The organism is Actinomadura sp. NAK00032, assembly GCF_013364275.1.
GTDB lineage: Bacteria > Actinomycetota > Actinomycetes > Streptosporangiales > Streptosporangiaceae > Spirillospora.
On sequence record NZ_CP054932.1, the window covers coordinates 6,391,949 to 6,412,355 of the forward strand.

General features: G+C 76.7%; 6 protein-coding genes. 1 reads left to right on the top strand and 5 read right to left on the bottom strand.

Annotated features, from left to right (window positions below; translation table 11 throughout):
• The first annotated feature begins 359 nt into the window (after positions 1 to 359).
• Complete coding sequence (locus HUT06_RS29250) at positions 360 to 1,121, top strand: helix-turn-helix transcriptional regulator (protein ID WP_176198650.1); 762 nt, start codon at positions 360 to 362, stop codon at positions 1,119 to 1,121.
• Between the two features lie 87 nt (positions 1,122 to 1,208).
• Here HUT06_RS29250 and HUT06_RS29255 read toward each other — a convergent pair whose 3' ends face one another.
• The 5 genes from HUT06_RS29255 to HUT06_RS29275 are packed head-to-tail and all read right to left on the bottom strand — an operon-like array spanning position 1,209 to position 20,403.
• Positions 1,209 to 1,763, bottom strand: a complete 555-nt coding sequence (locus HUT06_RS29255) for a flavin reductase family protein (RefSeq protein ID WP_176198651.1) — start codon at positions 1,761 to 1,763, stop codon at positions 1,209 to 1,211.
• A 31-nt stretch (positions 1,764 to 1,794) separates the two neighbouring features.
• Positions 1,795 to 2,595 carry a thioesterase II family protein gene (locus HUT06_RS29260; protein ID WP_176198652.1) on the bottom strand — a complete coding sequence of 267 codons (801 nt, stop codon included), beginning with the start codon at positions 2,593 to 2,595 and terminating at the stop codon, positions 1,795 to 1,797.
• Positions 2,592 to 5,045, bottom strand: coding sequence for a beta-ketoacyl synthase N-terminal-like domain-containing protein (locus tag HUT06_RS29265; RefSeq protein WP_176198653.1), 2,454 nt, complete (start codon positions 5,043 to 5,045; stop codon positions 2,592 to 2,594). Before HUT06_RS29265 ends, HUT06_RS29260 begins: the two co-directional genes overlap by 4 nt.
• Complete coding sequence (locus tag HUT06_RS29270) at positions 5,032 to 14,124, bottom strand: type I polyketide synthase (RefSeq protein WP_176198654.1); 9,093 nt, start codon at positions 14,122 to 14,124, stop codon at positions 5,032 to 5,034. The genes HUT06_RS29265 and HUT06_RS29270 overlap by 14 nt, the downstream gene beginning before the upstream one ends.
• Positions 14,125 to 14,142: 18 nt before the next feature.
• Complete coding sequence (locus HUT06_RS29275) at positions 14,143 to 20,403, bottom strand: type I polyketide synthase (protein WP_176198655.1); 6,261 nt, start codon at positions 20,401 to 20,403, stop codon at positions 14,143 to 14,145.
• Positions 20,404 to 20,407 lie beyond the last annotated feature (4 nt).

Consider the following 20,407-nt stretch of genomic DNA (forward strand, 5'->3'; position numbering starts at 1 on the left):
CCATCACCAGCAACGCATAACTCGCCACACTGTGTGACTAGAGGCACCTTTGACTTCCTTTACCTGAAGTCAGGTAGTTCTGTCAGGCAACCATGGAGAAGACAGCGCCGAGCCGCATGGGCGAGTATCACGAGTGTGGGTTTTCAATGTTTGAATTCATTGAATTTCCGCAGTTATTTGCACCTCTTTATCGCGTCGCGGTGCCGCTACGGGGGCGGCACCCGCTTCCAGCGACGGCCACGACGGCACAGGAAGAGGAGGGCTTGGCTCGCGATCGGCGGCCCGGAAGCGCCCCGGGCCGGCCGGGGAGGCCACCGGCGCCATTCGCCCGAACGAATCGATCACCAGGAGGGTGCGACGTGGAGCATCTCGTGAGACGCGCTGTCGAAACAATTTATCAACGTCATGGCGAACCTCTTTATCTGGACGAACTCGCCGAAGACGCAATGGTCAGTAAATTCCACTTCCTCCGACTATTCAGCCGGGTCACCGGAGTGACCCCGGGGCGCTTTCTCGGCGCCGTGCGGCTGCAGGAGGCGAAACGGCTGCTGCTGACATCGTCCCTCAATGTCGCCGATATCTCGGCGCAGGTCGGCTATAGCAGTACCGGTACCTTCACGCGGCGGTTCACCAAGTCCGTCGGCCTGTCGCCCACCGAGTACCGCCGCCTGACGCGGCAGGGATGGAGCGTTCCGAGCACCGCCCGCGCCGGCTGCCGTCCGCGCGCGGCCGGGGTCGGCCAGGGGGCCGCCGTGGCCGGCCGTGCGCACGCCGAAGGCGAATTGCATTCGAAGATATACGTGGGCGTCTTCGAGTCGGCGATCGTGCAGGGCCCGGCCGTCTCCTGGGACGTCATCGGCCACGGGGAGCCGTTCACGCTGACGGGCGTTCCCGCGGGCACGTGGTTCGTGCACGCGGTGGCGAACAGCTCCTGCGCCCCGGCCGCGCCCCTGCTGGACCACGCCGCCGACCCGCCGGTGCTGGGCGCCACCGTGGGCCCGGTCGTCCTCGGCCCGGGCTCCACGACGCGCGTCGACCTGACGCTGCGGCCGCTGGGCTGGGCCCGCCCGCCGATCCTGCTCGCGCTGCCCAGCTTGGAACCGTTCGCGACCGTCGCCTGACGACGGCGGCCGCCACGACGCGGTAGCCCCGGGGACGCCGACCCCGGGGTTTTCACTGCGCCCACCGTGGCGGCGCCGCCCGGAGCGCTATCCCAGTCCCTCGAACACCTGCGACAGGCCGCGCGGGAACGGCCCGGCGTCGGCGTCCGCTGCGGGCTCGGGCCAGGACGAGTAGCGGCGCAGCCCGTACAGCAGCGGCCGCTGCGGGGCGAGCCGGGTCACCGCGAGGACCCTGCCCATCACCACGTTGTGGTCGCCCACCGTGCGGTCCTCGACGACCGCGCAGTCCGCCACGGTGTGGGCGGCGCCGATCAGGCGCGGCCCGGCCATGCCGGGGCCGAGCGTCCAGGTGACGCGGTCGAAGCGATCCGGCACGCCGGAGGCGAAGAGGTCGGACGTGGGGCGCGCCCGGTCGTGCAGGAGATTGACGGCGAAGCCGCCGGTGCCCTGGATCGCCTCCAGGGTCGGGCTCCCGCACCGTAGGCACACCAGGAGCAGCGGAGGGTCGAGCGAGACGCTGCACAGGGACGTGCACGTCATCCCCCAGGGGCGGCCGTCGGCCGCCAGCGCGGTGACGACCGCCACTCCCGTGGGGAAGCCCGCCCAGAGCGGGCGTATGTCCACGCGCGACGCCGACGTCATGACGATTACCTCCACTGGATCGGCCGGCGGCTCACCGGATGTACAGCGGCCCGGACCTCTCCCGGCCGGGCCCGGTCCCCGCCGCGGCGTCCACCGCACGCCCGACCTCTTCGACGAGGACCTTCGCGAAGCCGGCGAAGGAGCGGCCGAGGAAATGGAAATGGCCACCGGTGAACATGCGCGCCCGGAAGCCGCCGGCGGTCTCCCGGCTCCAGGGCTCGACGGTGTCCGCCGGCGCCAACTCGTCGTCGACGGCGCCGAAGGCGGTCAGCGGCGCGTCCAGCGGCCTGCGCCGCTCCTGCGGGACGTAGGAGTCCAGCGCTCGCAGGTCGGCGCGCACGAGCCGGACGAACCGGTCGCGGAACTCGGGCAGCTCGTCGAGCTCTGCGGGGATCCCGCCAAAGCGGGCCAGCGCTCCGATCAGCTCCCGGTCGGGCAGTTCGCAGAGGGGGCGCGCCTCGTCCACGGGGCACTCCGGCGCGGGACGCCCCGACACGCCCACCCACAGGGGCGTGACACCGCGCGCCTCCAGGCGGCGGGCGGTCTCCAGGGCGACGATCGCCCCGAGGCTGTGCCCGAAGAGCGCGACCGGCGGTCCCGCCCACTCCAGTACCGCGTCCGCGGTGGCCGCCACGAGCGACGGCATCTCCGTCAGGGGACTGGCGCGATGGCCGCGGCCTCGTCCGGGCAGATCGAGGAGCAGCAGCTCCCAGCCGCCGGGCAAGGCGCGTGCAAGCGGCATGTAGGCGGCCGACGAGCCTCCCGCGTGGTGGAAGACGATCAGGCGCAGTGCCGGACGGGGCACCGCCCTGGGACGCACCATGGCCGTCATGCGCTGCGCTCCGTCCGGTCCGCCGCAGTTGCGGCGATCGTGTCGGCGAGCATGGCGATCAGCTCTGCCAGCGGGATCTCGATGTGCAGGTCCTCGGGCGGCAGGCCCAGGTCGTAGTGCTCCTCGACCTTGGTGATGAACAGGGTGGTGATGAACGAGTCGGCGCCGGCCTCCTGCAGCGAGGCCTCGGGATCCAGGTCCTCCGGTGACTGGAGGACGTCCTTGAGCCGCGCCATCAGGAAGGCGCGCACCCCGTCCCCGTCACCGGGCGGAGGGGCCTTCACGGTCCCCTCCGCACCGCCGTGCGCGGCCGTCCCGTTCCCGCGTGCGCCCGCTCCCGCGCCCATGGGGGGCTCGCCGATCCAGAACCGGGTGCGGCGGAACGGGTAGGTCGGCAGGTCGGGGAGAGTGCGCGCGCCGGGGGCGCGGACCGGCTCCAGCCTCAGGTCCGCGCCGTCGGTGTAGAGCGTCGCCAGCGCCTCCAGAAGGAGCCTCTCCGCGTCGGCGGGGTCGTCGCCGATCAGCGGGCACGACCGCAGAGCACCGTCCGTGGCCCACTCCAGCGACGCGCCGGGCCTGACGCCGGACGCTCCGCCCGCCGGGCGGGGCCGCAGCGGAAGGCCGAACCTGCCGATCGCCCGCGCGAGCCGTTCGCCCGCCGGGTCCTGCTCGCTTCCCGCGGGGAACATCGCCGGGAAGGCGCCGGCCAGCGCGGCGGTCCCCGCGGCGATGGCGGCCGAGTCCAGCTCGCCGCGCAGGGTCAGCGACCGGACCGGGGCGGCGGGCTCGCGCGCCGCGGGCCCGCCGGCCGCCGCCGCCAGCCGCTCGGCGAGCTCGGTCGCCGTCGTCCCGGTGACGGCCACGCGGTACGGGAACCCCGCCCGCCCGGCCCGCAGGGTGTGGCAGAGGGAGCCGAGTGCCGCCGGGTCGGCCGACTTCAGCTGCGACACGACGTCGTCCGCCAGCTCGGCCAGGGCCTGCGGTGACTTCGCCGAGAGGGTCAGCAGCTCGGGCCGGGAGGACGCCCCCGCCGGCTCGTCCGCGCCCCGGCCGGCGGGCGTGTACGCCTCCAGGACCGCGTGCACGTTGGTGCCGCTCATGCCGAAGGAGTTGACTCCGGCCACCCTCCGGCGCAGCCCGCTCGGCCAGGGGTGGTTCCGCGCGGGGACGGTGAACCCGATCCGGTCCCAGGGGATGCGCGGGTTGAGTTCGCCGTCGTCCTCGTCGCGGGCCGCGGGCATCACGCCGTGCTGGAGCACCAGCACCGTCTTGATCAGGGCCGCGATCCCCGACGCCGCCTCCAGATGGCCCAGCCTCGACTTGACGCTGCCCAGCGCCAGCGGGACCCCGCGCTCGCGGACGGCGGCTCCGAGCGCGCCGTCGAGCGCTCCCACCTCGATCGGGTCGCCGAGCGGGGTCCCGGTCCCGTGGGCCTCGATCCAGCCGATGTCGGCCGCCTCCACTCCCGCGTCCTTCAGCGCCGCGCCGATCACCTCCTCCTGCGCGGGGCCGTTGGGGGCGGTCAGGCTCGATGCCGCGCCGTCGTGGTTGACCGCGGTCCCGCGCACGACGGCCAGGACCGGGCGGCCCTCCCGTTCGGCCTCGTCCAGCCGCATCAGCACCAGCGCGCCGACGCCCTCGCCGCGGCCGTAGCCGTCCGCGGCGGCCAGGAACGACTTCGACCGCCCCTCCGGGGACAGCGCGCGGGTCTGGCACAGCGACACCATCAGGTTCGCGGAGAGGATCAGGTTGGAGCCGCACACCAGCGCGTAGCGGCACTCCCGGCCGCGGAGCGCCCGCACGGCGAGGTGCAGCGCGGTCATGGAGGACGAGCAGGCGGTATCCGCGCTCACCACGGGGCCGGAGAAGCCCATCACGTGGCTGATGCGGCCCGCGGCGAAGCACAACCCTCCCCCGGTCGTGTAGTAGGGGTCGATCCGCGTCGTGTCCGACCGGTCTTCCAGGCGCTCCAGGTACTCGGAGGCCATCATGCCCAGGTAGACCCCGACGTCCAGCCGGTCCGAGCGCCGCACCGGGATCCCGGCGCGCTCCATGGCCTCCCACGCGACCTCCAGCAGCATGCGCTGCTGGGGGTCGAGGAGCTTGGCCTCGCGGTGCGAGATCCCGAAGAAGTCCGCGTCGAACGCCGCGATGTCGTCGACGAACCCGGCCCGGTCGACGTAGGACCGCCCCGGTCTGCCGACCACGGGGTCGTGCACCTCGCGCAGCCCCGGCCTGTCCTCGGGGATCGCCGTCAAGGCGGTGCCCTCGCCGCGCAGGAAGTCCCAGTACTGCCCCGGGGTCCGGAGGCCGCCCGGCAGCCTGAGCCCCATGCCGACCACGGCGAGCGGGGCCCTGCGCTCGTCCTCCAGTGCCCGGATGCGCGCGCGCAGCCGCCGCGACAGCGCGAGCTGCTCCTCCATCAGTGTGCGGATCTCAGCGGCCTCCATGCTGTCCTCCCTCGGCTCCTGCTTCCAGATCGGCCTCGACGGCGCGGACGAGCTCCTCGAACGACAGCTCCTCGACCGGGTCGCCCGCGGGTTCCGGCCCGGGGACCGGCTCCGGTTCCGGCTCCGGCTCCGCCGCGGGCTCGGGCTCCGGGTACAGCAGGCCGAGGACGTGCCCGGCGAGCCGGGCGATCGTCGGATGGTCGAGCGCGACCGTGGCGGGCAGCTCCGCGCCGACGGACAGGGCGAGGCGCGAGCGGAGGTCGATGACCATGATCGAGTCCAGTCCGAGGTCGGTGAAGCCCGTCTCGTCCTGGACGGCGGTCGGGTCGCCGAGCGCCTCGCCCACCAGTTCGCGCACCGCCGCCCGGAGCCGGTCGCCCCGCTCGGCCGGATCGAGGGCGTCCAGCTCGGCGCGCAGCCGTCCGCGCGTACGCCCGGACCGGTCGGAGCGCGCCCCGCCGGCGGGCGCGGCCGCCCCGAAGAGGGCGGCTCTCGACCGGCCGTGCGGCGGCCGGGCGGCGCGCTCGGCGTCCACCGCCATCGCGATGAGGCGCGACCGGCGCCTGGCCAGCGCGAGGTCGAGCAGCTCCGCGGCCTCGTCGTCGCCGAGCGGGCGGAACCCGGCGGCCTCGACGGCCGGGGCCGCGGCCCCGGCCGCGGCCAGGCCGCCCCCGCCCGCCGGGACCCACGGCCCCCAGTCGACGGCGACGGCCGGCAGTCCGGCCGCGCGCAGCCGGCGGGCGAGGCCGCCGAGATAGCCGTTGGCGGCCGCGTAGGCGGTCTGGCCGGCGGTCCCGAGCACGGCCGACGCGGAGGAGAACAGCACGAACGCCTCCAGCGGGATCCCGCGCAGCGCCGCGGCCAGGTTCTCCGCGCCGTGCGCCTTGGCCGCGAACACCGTCGCGAACGACTCGCTCGTCAGCTCCTCGAAGGGCCGGTCGTCGGTGACGCCCGCCAGGTGCAGCGCCAGGGAGAGCGGTGCGCGCTCCCCGGCCGAGGCCACCGCGCGGGCGCAGTCGGCCGGGTCGGTGACGTCGCCGTTCAGGACGGTGACGCGCGCGCCGCCGGCGGCCAGCTCGTCCAGGACCCGGCGCGCGGTCTCGCCGGGTGCGGAGCGGGACATCAGGGTGAGGTCGGTGACGCCGCGGGCGGCGAGCATCCCGGCGACGCTGAGGCCCAGCGCGCCGAGCCCACCGGTGATCAGCGCGGCGCGCTCCCCCTCCGGCCGGTGCTCCGCGCCCTCCGGGACGCTCCACCGGGAGACCGGCGCCAGTCGTGCGACCCGCGCGCCGCCCGCGCCCACGGTGACGCGCGTCTCCGGGAACTCCTCGCCGGCCGCGCCGGCCAGCAGCGCGGACAGCGCCGCCGGGTCCCAGCCGGGCGCGAGGGTGAAGCGCAGGAGCCGCCGATCGTGCTCCTCCTCCTCAAGGGAGGCCAGCAGCCCCCAGGCCGCCTCGCGGACCGGCGCCGCCTCGGCGCCGTCCTCCCCGTCGCCCGCGCACAGGACGGCGTAGGGGATGCGGCGCGGTGCCGCGCGCAGTGCCCCGGCGAGCGCCTCCAGGTCGCGGAACGCGTCCGCCGGGGTGCCTCGGACCGCCGGGGAGGCGAGGCGGGCGTCCACGATGAGGTCGGCCGCGGTCCCGGGCAGGTTCCCGGGGTCCAGGTGGACGACCCGGTGTCCGCGCCGCTCCAGATCCTCTCCGACGGCCGGTGCGGCGGCGCCGCCAAGGACGGCGATCTCCAGCGCCCCGGCGTCCGGCACCCGCGGGTCCCACTCGTCCCACCGCAGTTCGTAGGCGTGCCAGGCGTCGCCGCGCAGGGAGCTCTCCAGCAGCGGGCGCGGCGCCGGCCTGAACCGGAAGCCGTCGACGGCGAGGACGGTCGCCCCCGTGTCGTCGAACAGGTGCACGTCGGCCGTCCGGACCTGCATGAGCCCTGCGGACGGCCCGTCGCGGCGGACGGCGCGCACATGCCCCCACAGGCCGGAGCCGGGGGCGGGCCGTCCGGGGAACGCCACCGCGCCGGCGGCGAACGGGATCGGCAGGTGATCGGCCTCCCGCACCTCGTCCGCGTCGCCGACGGCGAAGCTGACGCTGCTCTGCAGGCAGGAGTCGAGGAGTCCCGGGTGGATCTGGTAGTCGGCCGGGTCCTCGTTCATCACGGCGGGCTCGGCGTAGCGGATCAGCGCCTCGTCGCCGCGGATCCAGGCGTCGCGGATCCACCGGAAGGACGGCCCGAGCTGGTAGCCGAGGCCGCGCAGGTGCCGGTAGAAGACCTCTCCGGACAGCCGGCGGTCGGCCGAATCGATGAACGCGTCCGGGTCGGGCGCGGCGCGGGTGGCGCCGCCGGCGGCCGGCGGCGCCACCCGCGCGGCCAGGTGCTCCAGCCAGCGGCCGTGCTCGGGGTCGACGAGGCTCTGCACGCTCACGGTCCGCGCGCCGTCCTGCTCGGCCTCGATGATCTGCAGTTCGTAGCGTTCGCCGTCCCGGAGGACCAGCGCGCGCGGGAAGTGCAGGTCTTCGAGGAGGACCGGCTCCCGCCGCGCGCCGAGCGCCGACAGGACGGTGGCGAGCTGCGAGGCGCCGGGGACCGAGACCGTCCCGAAGAGCCGGTGGTCGGTGAGGTGGGCCGGGAACGCGGTGCTGCGCTCGGTCCGGAACACCCGGCCGCGCAGCGCCGGGGACCGGATCTCCGTGCCCCACGGGGGCCCGTCCGCGGGCCGTTCCGAGGCGGGGGCCCGCGCCGCGTCCGGGCCGGACGGCCAGTGGCGGGTCCTCGCGAACGGGTAGCGCGGGGCGCCGGCCCGGGCCCCGGCGGTCGCGGCCTGCACCCGGTCCCACCGGAGGTCCCGGCCCAGCGCGTAGAGGGTCGCGGCCGCCGCGAGCAGCGCGTCGTGGTCGGGCGCGCCGCGCCGCAGCGAGCCCGCGACGCCGCCGGGCGGCGCCAGGCCGGCGGCCCGGACGAGGTTGACCAGCGTCCGGTCCGGGCCGATCTCCAGGCAGAGGTCCACGTCCAGGTCCCGCAGCCGCAGGACGCCGTCGTGGAACCGGACCGGCCGCCGGGCGTGGCGCGTCCAGTAGCCGGCGTCGAACTCGCCCGGTTCCGCGACGCGGCCGGTGAGGTTGGAGACGATCGGCACCTCGGGGTCGTGGAACTCCAGCGGCTTCAGCACGTCGGACAGCTCGGCGAGGGCCGGGTCCAGCAGCCGGGAGTGGAAGGCGTGCGAGACGCTGAGCCGGCGGTGGCGCACCCGCTGCTCCTTGAGGCGCGCGGCCAGGTCGCCGATGGCGTCCGGCGGCCCCGACAGCACGACGGCCTCGGGTCCGTTGACCGCGGCGAGGTCCAGCCCGTGCTCGGCGGCCCAGGCCGCGGCGTCCGGCTCCGCCGCGACGATCGCGAGCATGCCGCCGCGCTCGGTGCCCTGCATGAGCCGGGCCCGCTCGGCGATCAGCGTCAGCCCGGTGGGGCGGTCCATCACCCCCGCGTGCACCGCGGCGGCGATCTCGCCGACGCTGTGCCCCATCACCGCCGCCGGGACGACGCCCCAGGACTCCCACAGCGCGGCGAGCGCGAGCTCCAGCGCGACGAGCGCCGGCTGGGTCACCCGTGTCTCGTTGACGACGTCCGGGTCGTCGCCGTACAGGGTCAGCTCGGTGAGCGAGGCGCCGATGGACGGCGCCAGCGCCCGGTCGCAGTCGTCGAACACGTCGCGGAAGACCGGCTCGGTCTCGTACAGGTCCCGGCCCATGCCGAAGTACTGGCTGCCCTGGCCGGAGAAGAGGAAGGCGATCCGCGGCGCGTCCGGGACGGGTTCGGCGGGCGCGGGCCCGTCCAGCGCGGCCACGAGCTGCTCCCGGGACTTGCCGAGCAGGGCCCGGCGGTACGGGAAGTGGGCGCGTCCGGCGCCCGCGGCGGCGGCGAGGCCCGGCAGGTCCTCTTCGGCGGCCTCCGCGAGCCGCTCCCGCCAGGCCGCCGACAGGCGCGCGAGCCCGTCGGGGTCCGGGGCCGACAGCGGCACCAGCATGGCCGGGGCCGCGCCGGGGGGCGTCCCGGCCGGGGCGGGTCCGGGGTGGTCGCCGGGGTCGGCGAGGAGCACGTGGGCGTTGGTCCCGGTGAAGCCGAAGCCCGAGACGCCCGCCACCCGCACGCCGTCCCCGGCGGGCCAGGGCGCCGGGTCCGCCACGACCTCGACGTCCATGTCCGCCCAGGCGACCTGCGGGTTGGGCTCGGCGAAGTGGAGGTTCGCCGGGATCAGCCCGTGGCGCAGGGCGAGCACCGTCTTGATCACGGCCACGATCCCGGCCGCGGACTCGCAGTGCCCGACGTTGCTCTTGACCGACCCCACCCGCAGCGGCGGGCCGGCGGCGCGGCCGGGGCCGAGGACCCGCCAGGCCGCGCCGAGCTCGATCGGGTCGCCCAGGGCGGTGCCGGTGCCGTGCGCCTCCAGGTAGGAGACCGCCGAGCCCGGCAGGCCGGCGTCGGCCAGCGCGGCCCGGAGCATCTCCTCCTGGGCCCTTCCGCTGGGCGCCGTCAGCCCCGAGGACGCTCCGTCCTGGTTGACGGCGCTGCCGCGGACCACGGCCAGCACCCGGTCGCCGTCGCGGCGGGCGTCGGCCAGCCGCTTGAGGACGACGACGCCGCAGCCCTCCGCGCGCACGAACCCGTTGGCGTCGGCCGAGAACGTCCGGCAGCGCCCGTCGGGGGACAGCATGTGCGCGCGGCTGACGGCCACCGACGAGGTCGGGTCGAGCAGCAGGTTGACTCCCCCGGCCAGCGCGGCGGTGCTCTCGCCGGAGCGCAGCGAGCGGACGGCCAGGTGCAGCGCGACCAGGGACGACGAGCAGGCCGTGTCCACGGCGATCGCCGGCCCGTTCAGGCCGAGCGTGAACGAGATGCGGCCCGCCGCGGCGTTCAGGGCGGTGCCGGTGCCGTAGTAGGCGTCGACGTGCTCCAGCCCGTCCCGGGCCAGCACCCGGGCGTAGTCGGAGTAGCTGATCCCGACGAACACGCCGGTGCGCGAGCGCCGCAGGCTCCGGGGGTCGGTGCCGGCGTCCTCCAGCGCGTGCCATGCGGACTCCAGCAGCAGGCGCTGCTGCGGGTCCAGGGCGTCGGCCTCGCGTGCGGGGAGGCCGAAGAAGGCGGCGTCGAACCGGTCGACGTCCTGGAGGAAGCCGCCCTGGTCGGTGGTGAGGAGGGGTTCTCCGTCGGGTCCCGTCCGGTCGGTCGGCGGCCCGTCCCAGCGTCCGGGCGGCACGGGCCCGACCCCGTCGCGGCCGTCGCGGAGCAGCTCCCACAGCGCCTCCACGGAGTCCGCTCCCGGGAAGCGCCCCGCCATGCCGACGATCGCGACGGGCTCGCCCGTCCCGTCGCCGCGCTCGGCGGTGGAGCCGCTCCCCGGCGCGGGGAGCGCCGCCGGACGCGTCCGCCGCGCCGGTGCGTCCCGGCGGGGCCGGGCGGGGCGCGGGCCGGAGTCCGCGCGCCACCGTTCGAGGAGGTGGCCGGCGAGCTCGGCGGTCGTCGGGTGGTCGAAGACGTCGGCGGCGGCGAGGTCGGCGCCGAAGTCCGCCGCCAGGGCCGCGACCAGGTCCGCCGCCATGATCGAGTCGAGGCCCAGCTCGAAGAAGCCGGTGCCCTCGTCGACGGCCCGCGGGTCGTCGTGGCCGAGCTGGGCCGCCACCAGCCGCCGCACGTGGGAGCGGGCGGCCGGTTCGCGGGCCCGCTCCGGGAGCGCGGCCAGTTCCGCGGCCACCGGCGCCCCGCCGCCGTCGCCGTCGCCGCCGCCGAAGAGCGCGCGCGGCCGGAGGCTGGACATCACGCGGTCCAGCCGCGGCAGGTCGAGCGGGCAGCTCACGACATGGCCCGAGGCGTCCGGCGCCCGCTCGGTGAGGGCGGCGCACCCGCGCTCGGCGGTGAGCGCCCCGACTCCCACCCGCGCGTACCGGTCCAGGGACTCCTCGTCGGCCATACCGAGGCCGTCGAGCGCCCACGGACCATAGGCGATGCTGGTCGCCGGCAGCCCGCGGGACCGGCGGTGCGCGGCGAGCGCGTCCAGCCCGCCGTTCGCCGCCGAGTAGGCCGCGTAGCCTTCGGTGCCCCACACGGCCGAGACGGACGAGACCAGGACGAAGAAGTCCAGCGGCCACCGCTCCGCCGCCCGGTGCAGCGACCGCGCGGCGGCGTACTTGTTCCGGAGCGCGGCGGCGAACCGCCCGGCACCGGTGTCGCGCGCCGGTGACCGGTCCAGGCTCCCGGCCGCGTGGATCACGCCTCGCACGGCCGGCATGTCCGCGAGGGGCGCGCAGGCCGCGGCCAGCGCCTCCGGCGTGTCGCAGCCGCCGCCCCGGTAGGCCACCGAGACGTCCCGGCCGCGCAGCTCCGCCAGCAGGCCCGCCGCCTCGGCGCCGAGGTCGTCCTCCGGGCGGCGGCCGATCAGCAGCAGGTGGCGGGCTCCGCGCCGCACGAGGTCGGTGACCAGCTCCCGGCCCACGGCGCCGAGGGCTCCCGTCACGACGTAGGCGGCGTCGTCCCTGATCGTCAGCTGCGGCGCGTGTCCGGGGACGGCGCTCAGGCGGGCGCCCAGGATCCGTCCCCGGCGCACCGCCGCCAGGTCTTCGGCCGCGGCACCGGGCCCCCGGGCGGTCTCTGCCGCGACGAAGCGCAGCAGGGCCCCGGCGTCGTCGGGTCCCGGGTCGGCGGGGAGGTCGACGATGCCGCCCCACACCGCGCCGAACTCCAGGCCCATCACCGGGGCCAGTCCGTGCAGCGGCCCGTGCCGGAGGTCGTCGACCCGGTCGTCGTCATCGACGCGGCGGGCTCCCCGGGTGGTGACGAACGCCCGCGCCCGGCCCGGCCCGTCGCCGTCGCGGGCGCTCAGGCCGTGGACGGCCGCGGTGACGGCGGCGCACATCCCGGCCGCCGCCTCGACGTCGTCGTCCGCCGCGTCGCCGCCGTTCGGGGACGGGGCCGGCACGAGGAGCAGGGCGAGGCTCTCCTCCGCGCGGTGCCCGGCCCAGAAGCCCGACCAGGCGTCGGAGCCGGCGGGCAGCGGCCGGTGCTCCCAGCCGGCGTCGGCCGCCGCGGGCGCGAGCGCGTCCGGGCCGAGCACGGTGCCCGGCGCGCCGCCGTGCGCCGCCGCGCCGATCAGGAGCGTCATCAGCTCGACGTCGTCTCCGGCGATGACCCAGGACACGCCCGTCGCGTCCGCCGGTGCCTCGACAGGCCGCCAGACGAGCCGGTGCGTCTCGGGCAGGGCCGCCTCAGAGGCGGCCGGTGCGACGGCCGGTGCGGCGGCGGGCCGCGCGGCCGGCTGCGCGACGGCGTGCGCGGCGCTCGCCGATTCGGGCGCGTAGCGTGTGCGCTGCCACGGGTAGAACGGCAGGTCGGCCACCTGCCGCGCGGTGGGCGCGCCGGCGCCGTCGTCCGGGGCGCCGCCGGCGGCGCCCCGGACGACGGTCACGCCGGCCGGTTCCGTGCCCGCCGCCAGTGCCCGCAGCCGCCGGGACGCCGTGCCCGGGTCGGCGGCCTCGATCCGGGCGCGGACGTCGAGCCGGGTCCGGCCGAAGGTGGCGGTGTGGGCGAACGCGGCGTAGCGGACGGGATCCAGCCCGTCCAGCGCCGTGGCGTACCGGTCCGCGAGCGCGCGCAGGGCCGTGTCGGTCTTCGCGGAGATCTCGAAGCCGCCGGCGGGCGCGCCGTCCGGTTCCGGCGCGGGCCGTTCGGCGAGACCCGGCTCGTCCGGACCGGCGAGGATGATGTGGGCGTTGGTCCCGCTCATGCCGAACGAGCTGACCGCCGCGTGGGTGCCCGCCGCCGGGTCCCAGTCGGTGAGCTCCGCCGGGACGGCGATGCCGGTGCCCGACAGGTCGATCCTCGGGTTCAGGGTCCGGAAGTGCACCAGCGGCGGGAACCGCCGCTCGCGCAGGCTGAGCACGGCCTTCACCAGCCCGGCCACGCCGGCCGCCGACTCCAGGTGCCCGACGTTGGTCTTGAGCGCGCCGACCGCGAGCGGCCGGCCGCCGTTGCGGCGGCCCAGCGCCGTGGCCAGCGCCTCCATCTCGATGGGGTCGCCGAGCGAGGTGCCGGTGCCGTGCGCCTCGACGTACCCGATGTCGGCCGGCTCCAGGCCCGCCTCGGCGAGCGCCGTCTCGATGAGGGACACCTGCGACAGGACGTTCGGCGCGGTGAAGCCGCCCGCGCGTCCGTCCTGGTTGAGGGCGGAGCCGCGGATGACGGCGTGCACCCGGTCGCCGTCCCGCAGGGCGTGGTCCAGCCGTTTGAGGACGACGACACCGCACCCCTCGCCGCGCGTGAACCCGTTGGCGCGGGCGTCGAAGCTCTTGCAGCGCCCGTCGGGCGCCAGCGACCGGGTCTGCGCCACCAGGCGCATGGACCGCGGGGAGAGGATCAGGTTGGCCCCGGCGGCGAGCGCCACCTCGCACTCGCCGCGCCGCAGCGCCTGCACGGCCAGATGCACGGCCACCAGGGACGACGAGCAGGCCGTGTCGACCGCGAGCGTGGGCCCGGTGAGCCCCAGCGCGTGCGCGATGCGCCCGGCGGCGAAGTTGTGGCCGTTCCCCGTCGTCCAGTACGCGTCCGGTTCCCCGGCGAGCCAGTCGCGGTAGTCCTGCCACATGATGCCGAGGTAGAAGCCGGTCCGTGCCGCGGCGGCCGCGTCGGCGGGCAGCGCGGCGTCCTCCAGGGCCTCCCACGCGACCTCCAGGAGGAGGCGGTGCTGGGGGTCCAGGTGCCGCGCCTCGCGGGGGCTGATGCCGAAGAAGCCCGCGTCGAAGCCGAGCACGTCGTCGAGGAAGCCGCCGCGTTGCGGCAGGCCCTTCCAGTCCTCGGCGAACGGCTCCTTGCGCGCGGCCGGCATCGGGCCCACCAGGTCGCGGCCCTCGGCCAGCATCCGCCAGTAGCCGTCGAGGCCGCCGATCCCGCCGGGCAGCCGCAGGCCGATCCCGACGACGGCGACGGGTCCGCCGCCCTCGCGTTCCTCCAGGCGGCGGCGCAGCTCTCGGATCGTCGCGAGCGCCCGGGTGAGCGGTGTCCGCTTCCCGGCCGCGGTGCCGTTGTCTTCCATGGCCTCCGTTCCTTGCGGTCAGGCCCGCGCGTGCTGCGCGGAGGTGGGGGCGGCCGGGTCCGCGGGGCCGGTGAGCCGCTCGCGCAGCGCGCCGGCCAGGGCGGCGGGGTTGCCGTAGGTCCACAGCAGCGTCGGTGAGAGCCGGAGACCGAAGGCCGCTTCGAGTCGGTTGCGCAGTTCGAGGCTCATCAGCGAGTCGAGCCCCAGCGACTTGAACGGGGTCTCCGCCCCGATCCGCCCGGGGTCGGCGCCGAGGACGCGTCCGGACAGCTCGCGGACCTTCTCCTCGACGATGGCGGCGCGGCCGTCCTCCGGCGCCTCCAGCAGACGCGCGAGGAAGGCCCCGCCGGCGGGGCCGGACTCCCCGCCGCGCGCCGCGGCCGAGTACAGCCGTTCCCAGCTCTTCAGCGAGGCGATCTCCGGATAGGAGTCGAACCAGCGGCGCAGGTCGACGGGGACGTAGCCGATCACCGGCTCGTCGCCGGCGAGCAGCCGCGCGAGGGCCGGCCACGCCTCGCGCGGGGCGATCCCGCTCATCCCGCGCTCCTCCAGGCGGTCGCCCCGCCGCTGGTCCCGCGCGGCGAGCCCGGCCTCGGTGAACGGGCCCCACTGGACGCTCAGCGCCGGGAGCCCGCGGCCGCGCCTGCGCAGCGCGAAGGCGTCGAGGTAGGCGTTGGCCGCCGCGTAGGCGGCCTGGCCGGGGTTGCCGATCAGGCCGGCGGCGGAGGAGAACAGCACGAAGAGGTCGAGCGGGTCCTCGGCGGTGGCCGCCTCCACGTTCAGGGCGCCGTCGACCTTGGGCGCGAGGGTCTGGCGGAGGAGGTCCGGGGTGAGGTTGGCGATCGTGGCGTCCGCCAGCACGCCCGCCGCGTGCACGACGCCGCGCAGCGGCGGGAGCCCGTCGCGCACCGAGTCCAGGCTCCGCCGGAGGGCGTCCGCCTCGCTGACGTCGCATCGGAGGGTCTCCACCCGCGTCCCGCCGTCCCGGAGCGCGGCGAGCCGCGCCTCGGCCTCGGCGCCGGGCGCCGACCGCCCGGCCAGGACGAGCGCGCCGGCCCCGCGGGAGGCCAGGTGCTCGGCGAGCGACAGGCCGAGCCCGCCGAGCCCGCCGGTGATCAGGTAGGTGCCGTCCGCACGGAACGACCCGCCCGGCATCGGCACCGCGGCCACCCGTTCCACGGTGCCGGGCTCGGCCACCACGGTCTGGGCGGCCCGCCGGGCCGCCGCGTCCTCCGCCGCGCCGGTCTCCCGCGCGAACTCGGCGAAGGTGCACCGGTGGACGGCCGGAGGCCGGAGGGTCCCCTTCTCGACCAGTTCCCAGACCTCCCCCAGCAGCTTGGCGACGCGCGCCGGCCGCCGCCGGGCCAGGCCCGCGATGTCGGCGACCGCGAAGACCGCCCCGGAGCCCAGGGACTCGAGCGCGATGGAGCCGGGATCGGCCTGCGGCCGGGCGAGGTCGACGAACCGGCCGCCGTCCGCGAGCGCCTCCAGCCCGAGGCGCAGGACCGGGCCGCCCGCGTGGTTGACCAGGACGTCCACGCCGCCGCCGCTGAGGGCACGCGCGCGGTCCGCCCAGGACCGGCCTGCGCGGTCCAGGACGTCGCCCGCGCCGAGCCGCACGACCTGGTCGCGCTGGTCCCGGCTCTCCACCGTCGCGATGACCCGGCCGCCGAGGGCGAGGGCCACCTGGACGAGGGCGAGGCCGGCGCCGCCGTCCTGGACGTGGACCAGCACGCTCTCGCCCGGTTCGAGGCCGGCGAGGTCGGCCAGCGCGTGCCACGCGGTCGTCAGCGCCGCGGGGAGCGCCGCGGCCTCGTCGTCCGCGAGCCGGTCGGGGACGCTGCGCAGGTGCCCGGCCCGCACGGTGACGTGGGTGGCGGGCGGTCCCGCCGCGCACGCCGCGACCCGGTCACCGGGTTCCAGGCCGGTGACGTCCGGGCCGACCGCGGCGACCCGGCCCGCGAACCCGGTGAGGCCCCCGGGCGGGGCGGGCGCGCAGGCGCCGACCTCGATCTCCACCTCGCCCGGTCCCGGCGGGACCCGGTCGAGGGGGACGCACCGGGGCCGGCCGGGCGCGCCGGCGGACTCGATCCGGAACGGCTGCGGGCGGGTGCCCGGCACGGGCCACCGCTCCGGCGGGTCCTCGTCGGCCGGGCCCCGTGCCAGCCGGGCCACCGCGCGCCGCCCGGCGCGCAGGACGACCTGGTCGTCGCCGTCGTCGCGGAGCAGCTCGGCCGCGCAGGCCGCCGCCCAGCCCGGATCGTCCGGATCGGTGTCGATCAGCCGGGCCGCCAGCTCGCCGTGCTCGCGCCGCAGCACCCGCGCGTAGCCCCAGTAGAGCGCCGAGCCCGGGTCGGTCTCGCCCGCGGAGCCGCCCGCCTGCGCGAGCGCGGTGACGACGGCCAGGGCTGGCGGCAGGTCGTGTCCCGCGCAGGCCCGGACGACCGAGGTGAGGGCGTCGATCCCCGATCGCTGCGCCTCGATCCCGGCCTCCTGCGGCGGGGCCGTGAACACCACCGCGTCCACCGGCCCGGCGTCGCCGGTCGCGGCGGAGGCCAGGACCGCGTCGATGTCATTCGGCGACGCGTGGACGACATCGATCCCGAGCGCCGCCGCGGCCCGCGACAGCTCGACGGCCGCGCCCGCCGGCTCGCCGAGGACCGCCCAGCGCCGCCCGGCCGGATCGCCTGCGGGCGGGGCGCCCTCGTCGGGGGCGGCCTCGACCCACTGCACCCGGTGCAGCCGGTCGTCGTCGTGCGCGCCCCCGGCGGCCGGCAGGGGCCGCAGGGCCAGTCCTTGGACGGTCATCAGCGGGGTGCGGTCCGCACCGAACACGCTGACGTCCATGCGGCCGTCCGCGCGGCGCTCGGCGTGGGACCACGCGGTGGTCACCCGGGCGCCGTCGCCTTCACCGGCCCCGGCGAAAAGGACGATCCGTTCCACGGACGTCGGCAGCAGGGCCCCGTCCTCCTCCGAGAGGGCCAGCGAGACCTGGAGCGCACCGTCCCACAGCGCCGGGTGCAGGACATGGGACCTGGCGGACGCGTGCAGGTTCTCCGGCAGCACCAGCTCGGCCACGGCCTCCCGCGCCTCCGGATGCACATGGAGCCCCTGGAGCGTCTGGAAGGCCGGGCCGTAGCCGAGCTGCCGGCGCTCGCACCGCGCGTAGAAGTCGCCGGGAGGGACGGGTTCGACGCCGTCGTGCCACTCGGGAAAGCGGGGCGCCGCGTGGTCGCTCGTCCGGCCGCCGGTCCGCCCGGTGGCGTTCACCGCCCACGACGCCGCCCCGCCGGGAAGCGACAGGAGCCGGCAGGCCCCGCCCTCGCCGACGTCGTCGCGCCATTCCACGGTGAACGGGAGCGGGTCGCCGGCCAGCGCCACCTCCTTGTGGAAGGCGACGTCCTCCAGTACGCCCGGCGGCGAGCCCCGGCGGGCGCGGGCCGCGTTCACCATGAGGCTCAGCATCGCCGCCGCCGGGAGCACGGCCGTCCCGTACACCCGGTGGTCGGCGAGCCAGGGGAGGTCCACCAGTGACAGGTCCATGGCGGCGTGCCGCGCGCCGGGGTCGCCGGGGGCCGGCACCAGCGGCGCCTCGAATCCGCGGTTCGCTCCGGAGCCGCGGGGCCGCTCCTCGGCCCAGTGGCGGTCGCCGCGCAGCGGGTAGCCGGGCACGGCCGGCCGGCTCGCTCCGGGGCGGGGGGAACCGCCGAAGGGTTCGAGCCCGGCCGCGTAGGCCCCGGCCACCGCCATGCCGAAGTCGGCGGCCGTGCCGCGGTCGCGGCGGAGCGTGGGCAGCACCGCCACCCGGCCCGGGCGGCCCCCGGCCAGCTGCTCGACGGCCGGCACCAGCACGGGATGCGGGCTGATCTCCACCACGTGGGTGACGCCCTCGTCCAGCAGGACGCCCATGGCGTCGGCGAAGAGCACCGGCCGGCGCAGGTTCTCCGCCCAGTACTCCGCGTCCATCTCCGGCCCGTCCAGCCGCCGGCACGAGACCGTGGACATCAGTTCCACGGAGCCGGGGCGCGGCACCGCGGGCGCCAGCTCGGCGAGCAGGTCCGCGCGCAGCGGGTCCATCTGCGGGCTGTGCGAGGCGTAGTCGACGTTCACGAGCCGGCAGTAGACGCCGTCCGCCTCCAGCACCTCCTTGAGGACCAGCACGGCCTCCTCGTCGCCCGACAGCACGCACGAGCTGGGGCCGTTGTGGACGGCGAGGGACACGCTGTCCTCGAACCCCTCCAGAGCGGCCTGCGCCGCCGCCCGGTCGAGGTCGACGGCGAGCATCCGGCCGCGACCGGACGTCCGGCGCGCGATCGCGCTCCGGCGCGCCATCACCAGGGCGGCGTCCTCGTACGACAGGACGCCCGCCAGCGTGGCGGCGGTGATCTCGCCCTGGCTGTGGCCGAGCACGACGTCGGGTTCCACCCCGGCCCCCCGCCACACCTCGGCCAGGCCCAGCGCCATCGTCCACAGCGTCGGCTGGAGCATGTCGATCCTGGTCATCCACTCGTCGCCCGACTCGCCGGTGAACACGGCGAGCGGGTCCCAGGCGACGTGCGGGCGGAGCGCCTCGGCGCAGCGCTCGACGGTCGCGGCGAACGGCGGGCTCTCGGCGAACAGGGCGCGGCCCATCCCGCTCCACTGCGAGCCCTGGCCGGGGAAGACGAACGCCGTCCGCCCCCGGGGGACCGCCCGGCCCGTCGCCACGGCCGGGTGCTCCTCGGCCGCCTCCGGTCCCGCGGCCAGCGCGGCCAGCGCGCTCCGGAGGTCGTCGCCGCCGGCGGCGACGATCCCCGCGCGCTCCGGGAAGTGGTCGCGCCGGGGCCCGAGGGCCGCCTGCAGGTCGTCCGCCCCGGTCGGCGTCGAGGCGACGAACTCGCCGAGCTCGCGTGCCCGTTCGGCGAGCACCGGCCGCTCCTTGGCCGACAGCGGGACGATCGCCGGGAGGCCCGTCGGCGTCCCGGCGGACGCCGCCGGGGTCTCGCACGCCTGCGGGGCGCTGCGCACGACCACATGGGCGTTGGTGCCGCCCCAGCCGAACGAGTTGACCCCCATGTAGAGGGGGCCGCCGGCCGGCAGTTCGAGCGGCTCCCGGACCACCCGCACGTTGACGTCCTCGAACGGGATCCGGGGGTTGAGCTCGGCGGAGTGCAGGCTCGGCGGCACCACCCGGTGCCGGAGCGCCAGCAGCACCTTGACCAGCCCCGCCAGCCCCGCGCACGCCTCCAGATGCCCGATGTTGGTCTTGATCGAGCCGATCGGCAGCGGCCCGGCGTCCCGCCCGGCGCCGAGCACCCGCCCGATCGCGGTGGCCTCGATCGGGTCGCCGCGGCCCGTTCCGGTGCCGTGCGCCTCCAGGTAGGCCAGCGCCTGGTAGGGCAGGTCGCCGTCGAGGTAGGCGCGGGTCAGCAGGTCCTCCTGGCCCTCGCGGCTCGGGGTCACCAGGCTGTCGCCCCCGCCGTCGTTGTTCACCACGGTCCGGGCGATGACGCCGTGGATGCGGTCGCCGTCGTCGAGCGCGCGCCGCAGCGTCTTCACGTACAGCGCGGCGACGCCCTCACCGCGGACGAAGCCGTTGGCGGCGGCGGAGAAGGCGGCGCAGCGCCCGTCCGGCGACAGGCCCCCGAAGTGGGTCAGCCCCACGGTCACATGGGGGTCCAGCATCAGGTTGGCGCCGCCGACCACCGCGGCGTCGATCTCCCCGTCGCGCAGCGCCTGGCCGGCGAGGTGCAGGGCGACGAGGGAGGACGAGCAGCCCGTCTCGACCGTCAGGCTCGGGCCGCGCAGCCCGAAGAAGTACGACAGGCGGGCGGCGATCACGTCGAGGGCGTTGCCCACCAGGCTGTGCGGCGTGGGCCGCACCCCGCGGGCGATGCGCAGCAGCTCGTAGTCGTGCCAGGAGCAGCCGATGTAGACGCCCGTCCTGGATCCGCCGAGCGCGGCGGCGGGCTGCCCCGCGTCCTCCAGCGCCCGCCAGGTCAGCTCCATCAGCAGCCGCTGCTGCGGATCGAGGACCTGCGCCTCGCGCGGCGAGACGCCGAAGAACGCGGCGTCGAAGCGGTCGACGCCGTCGATGAACCCGCCGACCGCCTGGATCTCCCGCTCGGGGTCCAGCGGCGCGGTGGCGTCCCACCGCTCGGGCGGGACCGGGCCGATCGCGTCACGCCCGTCCATCAGCAGGGTCCAGAGCCCGTCGATGTCCGGCGCACCGGGGAACCTGCCCGCCATGCCGACGACGGCGATCAGCTTCTCCGGGTCGTGTGCTGCGTTGTGGTCCATGCGC